This window comes from Rhodococcus sp. WWJCD1 (genome assembly GCF_002258735.1).
Lineage (GTDB): Bacteria > Actinomycetota > Actinomycetes > Mycobacteriales > Mycobacteriaceae > Rhodococcoides.
Window position 1 is genome coordinate 1 of record NZ_NOXY01000011.1, and the last position, 11608, is coordinate 11608.

At 63.8% G+C, this 11608-nt stretch carries 9 protein-coding genes; 4 read left to right on the forward strand and 5 right to left on the reverse strand.

The window, feature by feature from the left end:
- Window positions 1-26: 26 nt before the first annotated feature.
- Window positions 27-2186 (reverse strand): MFS transporter, encoded by a 2160-nt coding sequence (locus CH286_RS06905; protein ID WP_094608771.1) that lies wholly within the window; start codon window positions 2184-2186, stop codon window positions 27-29.
- 135 nt (window positions 2187-2321) lie between these two features.
- Between CH286_RS06905 and CH286_RS06910 the strand changes: the two genes are divergently transcribed.
- The gene (locus tag CH286_RS06910; RefSeq protein ID WP_080734426.1) at window positions 2322-2993 is read left to right on the forward strand and encodes a TetR/AcrR family transcriptional regulator; all 672 of its coding nucleotides are present in this window, start codon (window positions 2322-2324) and stop codon (window positions 2991-2993) included.
- A gap of 85 nt (window positions 2994-3078) precedes the next feature.
- Here the strand turns inward: CH286_RS06910 and CH286_RS06915 are convergent, their stop codons facing one another.
- Window positions 3079-3735 carry a hypothetical protein gene (locus CH286_RS06915; protein WP_032402140.1) on the reverse strand — a complete coding sequence of 219 codons (657 nt, stop codon included), beginning with the start codon at window positions 3733-3735 and terminating at the stop codon, window positions 3079-3081.
- 66 nt (window positions 3736-3801) lie between these two features.
- Window positions 3802-4530 carry a DUF6319 family protein gene (locus CH286_RS06920; RefSeq protein WP_094608772.1) on the reverse strand — a complete coding sequence of 243 codons (729 nt, stop codon included), beginning with the start codon at window positions 4528-4530 and terminating at the stop codon, window positions 3802-3804.
- A 437-nt stretch (window positions 4531-4967) separates the two neighbouring features.
- Here CH286_RS06920 and CH286_RS06925 point away from each other — a divergent pair, with 437 nt between their 5' ends.
- Genes CH286_RS06925 through CH286_RS06935 form a run of 3 tightly spaced genes read left to right on the forward strand, consistent with a single transcriptional unit; the run spans window position 4968 to window position 9713 of the window.
- Complete coding sequence (locus CH286_RS06925) at window positions 4968-7265, forward strand: glycerol-3-phosphate 1-O-acyltransferase (RefSeq protein WP_094608773.1); 2298 nt, start codon at window positions 4968-4970, stop codon at window positions 7263-7265.
- Window positions 7262-8689, forward strand: a complete 1428-nt coding sequence (locus tag CH286_RS06930) for an HAD-IB family hydrolase (RefSeq protein WP_032402143.1) — start codon at window positions 7262-7264, stop codon at window positions 8687-8689. The genes CH286_RS06925 and CH286_RS06930 overlap by 4 nt, the downstream gene beginning before the upstream one ends.
- Window positions 8682-9713, forward strand: a complete 1032-nt coding sequence (locus tag CH286_RS06935) for an adenylate/guanylate cyclase domain-containing protein (protein ID WP_032378544.1) — start codon at window positions 8682-8684, stop codon at window positions 9711-9713. The genes CH286_RS06930 and CH286_RS06935 overlap by 8 nt, the downstream gene beginning before the upstream one ends.
- On the opposite strand, the gene CH286_RS06940 is transcribed toward CH286_RS06935, so the two are convergent.
- Window positions 9695-10756, reverse strand: coding sequence for an MSMEG_0565 family glycosyltransferase (locus CH286_RS06940; protein ID WP_094608774.1), 1062 nt, complete (start codon window positions 10754-10756; stop codon window positions 9695-9697). The genes CH286_RS06935 and CH286_RS06940 overlap by 19 nt on opposite strands.
- Window positions 10753-11604 carry a carbon-nitrogen hydrolase family protein gene (locus CH286_RS06945; RefSeq protein ID WP_032402146.1) on the reverse strand — a complete coding sequence of 284 codons (852 nt, stop codon included), beginning with the start codon at window positions 11602-11604 and terminating at the stop codon, window positions 10753-10755. The genes CH286_RS06940 and CH286_RS06945 overlap by 4 nt, the downstream gene beginning before the upstream one ends.
- Between the last annotated feature and the right edge of the window lie 4 nt (window positions 11605-11608).

Here is an 11608-nt window from a genome sequence, read left to right on the forward strand (position 1 = left end):
GCGACGAGTCGGGCGGGCAGGGAGAGCTACAGCGGCATTGCCCACATGGAGCTCGAGCGTTCCTTGAATTCGGTGCAGTTCGCGTGTTGCTTGCTCGCCCTCTGGTAGAAGGTCTGCAGAGGGGCAGCGGGTTGCACCGGTTCCGGAGCGGGCGCAACCGGGAGATCGCTGAGTTCGAGTGCAGCGTCGAGGGCTTCCTCTGCCTCGACGCGTCGGGTGCGCGCCAGGTTCGACAACGCGAGCTGGTGAATCGTCACCCGCTCACCGGACTTGGCGTCCACGCGGGCCTGTCGGGCAACGGATGCATCGAGTTCGTACACCTTCGAGGCCAGCTGGTAGATGCTGGGGCGTTCGAGTTCTGCGTCCACCAGAGCAGGCTCGGCCACGGTGCGCGTCGGCACAGTCCTCGGCACGACTTTCGGTGTGTCTTCCTCGGCGGCACGTAGCGCGTGCCGCGCACTTGGCTTTTCGATTTTTTCGGCCGACGGCCGTTCCAGTAGCTGCTCGAGTTCGGCTACCTCACGGTCGGCTGCTCCATCCTTGGCAGGCGGAACGACGAAGGGCACGATCGGCTCGAACGGGATCCTCTCCGACGACGTCGCCAGTGCCGCGCTCCGCGAGGGGATCAGCAGCGCCACGATCACCGTGCCGACGCCGAAGACCACGGCGGCAACCAGGCTGGTGTGCGTCACCGCGTCGCCGAACGCGGCAACGGCATTGGCCTGCAAGTTGTCTGCGAATCCACTGAGAAACGCATTCTGAGCGCGAATGATGTCGGACACGATCACTGCACCGGCGAGCGAATCCTGAGACGCGGCAAGCCCTTCCGCTGCCTGCCCGGTGTACTGGCCGTTCGGTTGTTTACCGGGGAAGGTTTGCAGAAAGCCTTCGATTCCCTGGCGATAGGACGCGGCGAGCACCGAACCGAGCACGGCGATTCCGAGCGAGCCGCCGAGTTCGAGCGCTGTGTCGTTGAGTCCGCCGCCCACACCGAGCTTGCTGTCCGGAAACTCGCCCATGATGGCGTCGGTGCACGGCGAGACGGACAAGCCGATCGCGAGACCGAGCAGCGTCAGCACGGGTAGGAAGTCGGAGTACGTCGCGGTCGGGTCGATTCCGATCAACGAGACGACCGACAGCGTTCCCACGACCATGCCCGCGGTCACGGTGATGCGTGGTCCGAGCTTGGGTGTGAGCCACATCGTGATTCCGGATCCGACGAAGACTGCGCCGGCCAACGGCAAGAGGTGCACGCCCGTGGACACCGGGCCGTATCCGAGGGCGAACTGGAGGTACTGGGCGACGAAGTAGATCGCACCGAATGTGACCAGGAAGAACACCAGCACCGCGAGGGTAGCGCCACTGAGGATGCGGGAGGAGAACATTCGGACGTCGAGCAGCGGATTGGGATGGCGCATTTCCCATCCCACGAAGCCCACGATCGACAGCAGGCCGACGAGCGCGAAGTACAACGGCCCGACGGTCCAGCCGAAGTGCATTCCTTCGATGATGGCGTACACGACGGTCGACACGGCCAGGACCGACAGCAATCCACCGACCCAGTCGATCGCGCCGGGGTCGACGGCCCGCGACGGCGGAACCAGAACGACGGCTCCGACGATGGCCGCCAACGCAATAGGAACGTTGATCAGGAAAGTCGAATGCCAGGTGAAGCTCTCGAGGAGCCAACCCGCAAGCAGTGGTCCCGCTGCGATGGCGAGTCCCGAGGTAGCCGCCCACACGGTGACGGCGGTAGCGCGCTCCCGCTTCGGGAACGTGGCGACCAACAGCGACAGCGTTGCGGGCATGACGATCGCTGCGGCGACTCCCATGACGATGCGCGCCAGGATGACGCCGAGGGTGGCATCGGTGAGTGCCCCGGCGATCGAACCCGCCACGAAGATGATCAAGCCGAGAATCAGTGCCCCACGACGGCTGTAGCGATCGCCGATCACGCCGCACAGCAGCATCAGTGACGCGTAGGGGACGGTGTAGCCGTCGATCACCCACTGCAGGTCGCTGCTCGTCAGACTCAGGTCGAGAGTCATCGACGGTGCCGCGACCAGCAGGGACGTGTTGGCCATGACCACGATCAGCAGGCTCAGGCACAGGACCACCAGAGCCGACCAGCGTCGTGAATACGGTTTGTGCATATCTTGGACAGGCGTCATCGCAAGCAACGTCATTGTGTTCCCCCCCGTTGGCAAAGTGCCGACACACCTTGCACAGTGCTGTGCAGCTTAAGAAGAATCGTCTAGGATCGGCAATCTTTTGTGGCGGCAGCCACACTCTCCGCACACGATCGTGCTAGTTGTTGACCTGTGCGAAAGACGACGGAGTCGACATCGACTGCACGGGGTGCCGCAGCGCCGCCCGTGCAGCGCCGTGACGCCCGGTCGAACCGAGCGAGAATTCTCGATGTCGCGCAACGGGTACTGGCGGACAATCCGGATGCAACCATCAACGACGTCGCAGCCGCGGCAGGGGTGGTTCGGCGAACCGTGTACGCCCACTTCGCCTCTCGCGAAGCGCTGATCGACGGCATTGCCCTGGAGGCGGCCGACAGCATCTCGGCGGCTCTCGGCCGCGTTCCCGCCGCCGACGAATCGGCAGTGACGGTCTTCGTCCGGCAGACGCTGGCTCTCACTCGCGTCGGCGACCAGTACCGTCTACTTCTCGCTGTTGCGCGAACAGATCTGGGCCACAACGGTATTCACAATCTTCTCGGTCCGATGCGAGAAGCGGCCGCCGCCGTCATCCGGCGCGGTCAGCGGGAGGGCGTGTTCTCCTCGTATCAAGCCGCGGAGGTACTCATCCTCAATATCGAGGCGATTGCGCTGTCCATCCTCGATGCGACCAACGCCGGGCTGCTCACCGACCCGGCAGGGGCCGCCACCACGTCGAGCCTTGTTCTGCTGGGGATCGCCCCGGAGGATGCGGAGCGAATCGTCGCCGATGTCCGGGCGTCCGACTCGTCCGCCCGCGCCCGCTGACAACTCCGGGACCTTCGAAACGACGAATGTCCCGACTCGAGCAACGAATTGCTCGAGCGGGACATTCGGTGCGAACTGTGGACTGTCAGGGAGCCGGGACGAATCCTGCGCCGAGTCCGTTGCCCTGATCGACGTTACGAAGGATCGCATCGAAGTTGGTGCCGACCTCGGGACCGAAGCACGCGACTCCGAGGTAGGCGTTGACCATGCCGACGAGGGTGTTGCCGACGACGACCGGGCTACCCGAGTCACCTTCGACGACGCACAGCTGCGCCCAGGTCTCCTGCGACTGCAGGATGTCGCCGTACGCGAGGCCGCAGGTGTTGCCGGTGGTACGGCCTTCCTTGCAGACGATGTTCGGGAACGCCGTCGGCGGGCCGACCTGAGAGATGGTCACGTTGCCCACGCGGCTGATCGGTGCAACCTTGTCGCGCTGGAATTCGATGACGGCGTAGTCGTACTCCGGGTTGGAGAATGCGATGCGGCCGACCTCGCCGAGAGAGGTGTCGTATTCCGGGACGATGGAATCGCCTGCGCGACCGCAATGGCCGGCGGTGAAGCCCACGAGGTTTCCGCTGCGGTCGTTACCGATCGTCGTCAGCGTGCACTCGGCCTGACCACCGACGATGATTCCCGACCCACCGCCGAGAGCAGCTGGAGCGGCCGCGGATGCGGTCCCTACGCCGACGCTGGCTACGATTGCAGCCGCCCCCACGACGACGAGCATGAATTTCTTGAACATGTACTCCCTCTCAGCGGTGTCGGCAGAACCCTAGCAACAACACGTGTACGAACACGAGCGAGTGGTTCATACGTCCTGCTCGAGGGCGGCAAGGGTGGTGCGCGCTTCCTCCAGTTGGCGACTCAGTTCTGCAACGCGGCGAGCAGCCTCCTCGCGCGCGTGGGAGATGACGGCCTCGACTGCGTCGCGTGCGATGGGATCGCCCAACTCTCGCACGGCCCTGCTGACCGACTCCGGACTCACCGGTTGCGCCTTGGTGGGGCGCTTCGCCCCCTGGGTGACCGTGACCGACCAATCGTTGTCCGCCCCGGCGTGAATAGTGACGCTGACCCCGCCTGGAGCCTTCTTGCCACGACGGGGAGCCTGCTGTTGCGGCTGCGCCCTGGGTGGTTCCACCACGGCCTTGGGTTGCTCCACCACGGCCTTGGCAGGTGCCGGGCCTGTCGTCGGCTTTGCCGCGACTGCTTCCGCCCGAGCCGGGGCGGCGGACACCGGCGGCGCCACTTTCTTCGCAGGTACGCGCTTGGCCGGCGCAGGCGGGGTTGCCGCGTTGCGAGTGATACGTAGTTCCTCTGCCTCGTAGGGCAATTCGTCGTTGACACCCTTCGGACTGATAGTGACCGTGGTGCCGTCGATCGAGATCACCTTCGCCGACGTACCGTCGGACAGTCCGAGGCTCGGGTTCGGTTCACGAAGATAGACGGTGGCCCGACGCCCCTCGGCGAGCGCCGCAGCCAGCGTCGTCAGATTCTCTGGGGTCAACGAATCGTTCACGGCGCGCCCACGGGGTGGCATCGACTACCGGCCTTTCTCGAAAGTGTTTGCGAATACTGTCGCACAGATACTGGGCCGATGTCATAGACCGAGCGCGGGATATGTCGACAGCACGCGTTCGGAATGAATATCGGGGAGGTATCTGTTAATCCAAGTAACTGTAACCGCAAGTAACTGTTACTTGGATTAACACTTAGATTTGGGTGGCCGAGAAGGCCGATGCCTTAACTCTATACGACCGTTGTCAGGAACGCCCGCCGAGTCCACTCGACGTGACATTCACTCACCTAACGGACACTGAACGTCACATCGACTACCGCCGGGTACCCGCGAGTAGCGGTGCGCGGCGTCGAGAGATTTCGTCCCGTTACGACCTCACCGAACCGCCCTCGCGGCCGGTATCTCCCGCGTAGCCTGGCGACCGTGCCTTCTTGTGTGGGTACGGAACAGGAGCCTCGATGTACCACCTCGACGCGGACGAACAATCGCTCAGCGACGGTCCGCACGTGTATTTGCTCGACGCCAAATCCACCCTCGAGGTTCAGGCTCTGAATCAGTGGATCGATGCGACCACTCCCGACGGCGAGCCGAGGCCGCCGTCGGTCGTGTTGTCCGGTGAAGCGAGAACCTCACTGGCGGAGAGTGTTCGCGGGTACGCGGACGATCCACTCCTCATTCCGTTGCGCGTGACGCTGTCCGATCGCAAGAACGGCATTCTCCACCGCATCTTCGCTCCGCGCGGTCGATCGAAGCCCACCCAGGTATGGCAGCGGTGGGTGGCGAACGACGATCCCGATCATTCGGCGGTGTTGGTCGGCGAGCCCGCGACCCTCCGTGATCTGCAGGATCGGTTCGAACGGGGCGGCGGCACCTCGCTCTCGTCGTTCATCCTGCGACAGGCCAGTCTGGCGTTGGACAAGGCCGAGCGTGGCGTCATCGGCTCCGAGTACAAGATTCCGCGATTCGTCGTCGAGGACATGACGGAGCAGAAGAAGTTCCACGACGGCATCACCGCGCTCGCGGAGGAGGTCGGTCAGGACCGCGACGCAGTCGACAAGCGCGTCAACGACATTCTCGGTGAGATGGTCGCAACCGAGACCCGTCGGGCAGTGGAGATGTGGGGAACCCTCGGGGCGTATTTCTCGCGGGCGTACAAGGTGGACGTCGATCGCGATCAGCTGCAGAAGGTCCGCGAACTCAACAAGAACTATCCGTTGGTGTTCCTACCCAATCACCGTTCCTACCTCGACCCGCTCGTGCTACGCCCAGCGCTGCTGGCCGAGGGTCTGCCGCTCAATCACGTCATGGGCGGCATCAACGTCGGCTTCTGGCCGCTGGGTCCGATCGCCAAACGCAGTGGCGTCGTGCTCATTCAGCGAAAGTTCTCCGACGCGATCTACAAGTGGACGCTGCGTCAGTACATGAGCTTTCTGCTCAGCAAGCGGTTCAACCTCGAGTGGTACATCGAAGGTGGACGCAGCCGCACCGGCAAGCTTCGCCCGCCGAGGTTCGGCCTGCTCACCTATCTGGTCGACGCCCTGGAGTCGAGCGACGCAGAGGACGTCTATCTGGTTCCGACGTCCATCACCTACGACCGTCTGCACGAGGTCGGCGCTATGGCCGAGGAATCGCACGGGGCGAAGAAGCAGGCCGAGGGCATTCGGATGGCCATCGGGTACATCCGTGCGCAGGGAACGTTGCGCGGAAACGTGTATCTGAACTTCGGCGAACCGATGTCGGTGGCGTCGATCGTCGCCGAGAACACCGACAAGCGAGTCGCGGTCCAGAAGATCGCGCTCGGCGTCTCCCACGCGATCAACGACGCGACACCGGTGACTCCGGCGGCTTTGGTCACGATGGCACTGCTGGGCATCGAGGATCGCGCACTCAACGTCAACGAGATGTGGGCCATCATCGCCCCGCTCGCCCGCTACATCAAACGCCGCAACCTGCCCACCGCGGGCGGCGTCGACATCGCCGACGTCGATGTGGTGCGATCGGCCGTCGTCGCTCAGGTCAACGCCAACGTGGTCAAGCGTTTCGACGATGGCCCCGAGCCACTGTTCTATCTGGCGCAGGACAAGCATCTGGTTGCAGCATTCTTCCGCAACAACGCGATTCACTTCTTCGTCATGCGTGCCATCGGAGAACTGGTGGTGCTGCCGACCAGCGGCGATTCGGCACCTCTGACGCAGGAGTCGCTGTGGCAGTCGGCGCTGCAATTGCGCGATCTGCTCAAGTTCGAGTTCTTCTTCGGTGACAAGAAGGACTTCGGGCAGCGGCTGGAATCCGAGGTCGACCTGATCGATCCGGACTGGCGGACCAAGATCAGCGACCCCGATTATGCTGCGCACCAACTACAGTCACAGGATCTGCACCTGGCGCACCGTGTATTGCAGCCGATCTTCGAGGCCTACCAGGTAGTGGCAGATCAGCTTATGCTGCTGCCGCAGAGCGGCGAGTTCGACAAGCCCAAGTTCATCGCGGAGTGCCTCGGTGCCGCTCAGGCCAGGCGACTACGTCAGCAACTCGATCACAGCGAGTCCATCTCCGGCGAGTTGTTCGATACTGCACTGCAATTGGCCGAGAACCGGGATCTCGTCGACTCCGGCTCCGACGGTGTCGCGCGCCGGCGCAGAGACTTTGCGCTCGAGATCGACGAGTGGGCCCGCAAGGTTCGCACGATCCGAGACATGGCCCACCAGATGCTGCGTGCGGTAGAACCGATCTCGGCCCCCGAGGAGAACAATTCATGACCGAGTTCGACGATCGACTGATCGCGATCGCCGCCGCACCACCGGGCCGAGACACCGTGGCATTCTTCGATCTCGACGGCACCCTGATCAACGGATTCTCTGCCCGCGCAGTCTTTCTCGAACGTCTCAAGACCCTCGACGTGACGGTGAAGGAGCTGTGGGAGATCTCCAGTGCCGTCGTCGAGATGCGGATGCGCAACTCCCCCGTCGACAACCTGATGGGCAAGGCCGTCCGGGGCCTGGAGGGCCGTCGGGAGGACGATCTGATGGAACAGGCATACACGCTGTTCCGCAACGAGATTGCGCCGATGATCTACCCGCAGGCCCGTGCCCTCGTCGAGGCTCACCGGCATGCCGGGCATCGCCTGGTGATGGCCACCTCGGCCACGCCGTACCAGGCACTGCCGGTGCAGCAGGACATGATGTTCGAGGAATTGCTGTGCACCACCCCCGTCGTCACCGACGGAATCCTCACCGGCGAACTCGTCGGCGACTCGCTGTGGGGTCCGCGCAAGGCGCAGGCAGCCATCGACTACGCCGAACGTGAAGGCATCGCCTTGGCGGGCTGCTTCGCCTACTCCAACGGCGGCGAGGACGTGCCGCTGCTCGAGGCCGTGGGACGACCCGTCGCCCTCAACCCAGACCCCGATCTCGCACGGTATGCCGCCAAGAAGAAGTGGCCTGCTCTGACGTTGGAAAGCCCGAAGCGCGGCACGGACATCACGTCGGCCGTACGCAGCACAGCGGCGCTCGGATCGGTGCTCGCAAGCGCGTCGATCGGGCTGGGCCTGGGGATTCTGACGCGCAGTCGCCGCACCGGTGCCAACATCACCAGCACCATCGCGCCGGACATCGCGCTCACTCTGGCCGGCGTGAAGCTCGACGTCACCGGCACGGAAAATGCCTGGTCGGCCCGCCCGGCCGTCTTCATGTTCAACCACCAGAGCACTGCCGACTCGATCATCGTCACGTCCATCCTCCGGCGAGACATCACCGCCGTGGCAAAACGCGAACTCGAACGCGACCCGCGATTCGCACTGCTGGGCAGGATCTTCGACGTCGCCTACGTCGATCGTGGTGATCCCTCACAAGCGCGCGAGGCGATGCGACCCGCAATCGACAAGCTCCACAGCGGTATCTCCGTCGCCATCGCACCCGAGGGGACGCGCATGCCGACGTCACGTCTCGGCCGATTCAAGAAGGGCGGCTTCCACCTGGCTATGCAAGCAGGTGTGCCCATCGTGCCCATCGTCATCCACAACGCGGGTGACGTGATGTGGAAAAAGGATTTCACCGTTCACTCCGGTACGGTCAAGGTCACCGTCGGCGAGCCCATTCCCACCACGGACTGGGAGCCCGACAAGATCGACGAGTACGTGGACGATGTTCGTTCCTATTTCGACAGAACGTTGGGATATGCCTGAGAACCAGATCAACTCGGTAGTGCAGACGGAAATCGAGCGGAATCTATTGGGCGGCGAGCCCAAGTACAACCGTGCGGACATCGTCGAGAAGTCCGGCATTCCACTCGAACGAGTCATTGCCCTGTGGATCGGCATGGGCTTCCCCATCCACACCGACACCGAGGCACTCGTCTACACCGATGCCGATCTGGAAGCTCTGAAGCTGATCACTGCACTCACCGCGCAGAAGGTGATCAAGCCCGAGATGGAGGTCGCGATCGCGCGGACGCTCGGGCAATCCATGTCCAGGCTCGCGGAATGGCAAGTGGGCGTTGTGAACTCTCACATACTCGAGCGCATCATCGACAGCGACGAAGACAAGAACGACATCGACGCGATTCGGCGTAACGCCCGAGCGATCGCGGCAGAGACCGTCCCCACCCTCGAGGCGCTCCAGGGATACACCTGGCGTCGTCACCTGGCCGCCGCCGCCGGTCGGTCCATCGCCGCGCCCGACGACGCCACCGACAGTCCCACGATGGCCGTCGGGTTCGCCGACATGGTGGGCTACACCAGTTTGACGCGTCGGCTGGACATCGGTGAGTTGACCACTCTGCTCGAAGAGTTCGAGTCGCTGGCCACCAATATCATTGCCCGCGGACGTGGTTCGGTGATCAAGAACGTCGGCGACGAGGTGATGTTCAGCGCGCAGACACCCGAGGATGCCGCCCACATCGCCCTCGACCTGCAGGATGCGTTCGACGAGCAGGAGGATATGCCGGACCTGCGGGTCGGGCTGGCCTGGGGGCCGGTACTGGCCCGATACGGCGATCTGTACGGCTCGGTGGTCAACATTGCCGCGCGGCTGACCAGCTCCGCCAATCCCGGCACGACACTCGTCGATACGGTCATGACCGAGGAACTCCGCCACGATTCCGAGTTCTACCTCAAATCGATTCGCTCACTGCGGGTCAAGGGATTTCACAAGCTCAAGCCGCATGCGCTCCGCCGCAACAAGCGGGGCGGTCACAAGAGCGAGGAGTAGAACCCCAGGTGTCGACGCGCAGCCTCGTCCCAGGTGAGGCTGCGCGCCAGCGCGAGCCCCGGTAGCGGATCCCGCGGCTCGTGCAACGCCCGGTCCAACTGGCTCGACATGGCCTCCACCGACGACGCGTAGGTCACGCTGTCTCCGAACACTTCTCGCAAGACCGGCAGATCACGCGCCACCACCGGGATCGACGCGGCGAGCGCCTCCATGGCAGCCAGGCCGAAGCCCTCCTTCGTGGAGAAGAACGGCAGCACTGCGGACTGTGCCACGAGGTGCGGCAGTTCGTCGTCGTCGACGGTTCCGAGTATTACCGGCTCGATGCCGAGTTCTGCAGCACGACGGTCGAATTCCGCCCGGTAGTCCCGATAGTCGAACAGCGTCTCCCCGCCGGCGAACACCAGTTGCACGTTCCGCTCGGACAGCCCGGCGAAGGCATCGAGCAGATCGAGACTGCCCTTGCGTGGTTCGATACCGCCGACGGCGAGCACATATCGGCCGAGCTTGTCACGGCAGTGCGTTCGACCGGACTGCGCAGCAGCAGTGAATCTCTCGGCATCGACGCCGTTGGGGATGACCGTTGGTTCTAGTCTCCATCCGCGGCGAACATCGCTTGCCACCGCTGCCGACACACAGATGCGCGCGTAGGGCGCAGTGATCGCGCGTTCGTGACACGCCGCCAGTTCGGGCGTGGTGAACTCGTCGAGGTGATGGATGGTCCTGATACAGCGACCTACGGCGTTTGCGGAGATGCAGTCCTGAGCGTGGACGATGTCGTATCGGTCCGGTGTGAACGCCTGTCGCAGAACGTCAATCGACCGCAGTATCCGCTGACCGACACTCTCGTTCTCCCGCTGAGGAAACGGCACCATCCGCACGGTGACGGCTGGGTCGACCGTCCGAAAGAACTCACTGTCGCCGCCGCGGCCGAGAGACCACACCGAGACGTCCTGCCCGGAGCGCGCCAACGCCTCGGCCAAGGCCAGTGTATGTACTACGCCTCCACGCGGTTTGGACGAGTAGGTCAAGAGCGCGATCTTCACTGATCCGGCTTCTCCTGCAGCAAATTGGGGTAGGCGTCGACACGACGTTCGGCGAGGTGGTGCAACCCTCTGCGGGCCCGGTCCACTTCGGCGTCGACATCGATCTCGTGCACGGCCAGGCCGCCTTTGGACCACGTTTTCGCGAGGACGTCACCACCGGGTCCGACGATCTTCGCTTGCCCCAGGAAGCGTAACGACCCCATCACCCCGGTCTGGTTCGACGACACCAGCACCACTTGATTCTCCGCCGCCCTGGCGGCGTCGTACAGATCGAACAACCGGGACTGACGGTCGTTCGGCAGTGAGGACGCCCGATCGGTGACACTGGCGGGCCACGCGGACAGTGCCGCAATGATTCTCGCACCGTCGAGCGCCAATGCGCGCGCCGATTCCGGGAACGTCTTGTCGTAATCGATCAGCATGCCCATCCGTCCGACCGGAGTATCGAAGGCCTCGAACCGATCGCCGGCTGCATAGGCCAAGGATTCCCCGAGTGGCTGATGCACCTTGCGGTGACTGCCGAGAATCCCGTCACCGGTCAGGCATGCAGCAGCGTTGTACCGCAGGCCTTTCGACAACTCGGTGTAGCCGATGCATACCGTCATGTCCCCTGCCGCCGCGATGATCGCGGCCAGCTCGGGACCGTCCGGATCGAGCGTCGGTGGTAACTCCGCGGGATCCGGATTGCTCAGACTGTCGATGTAGCCCCCGAGAGACGCGTCGGGCAGCACCAGGAGATCGATACCCTCTCGGGCCGCACTGGACATGATCGTGGTGATCTTCAGTACGGCCCTATCGACATCTCTGCCGAAATGCGCTGCTAGCGCGCCGATCTTGATGGGGGCCACGTCA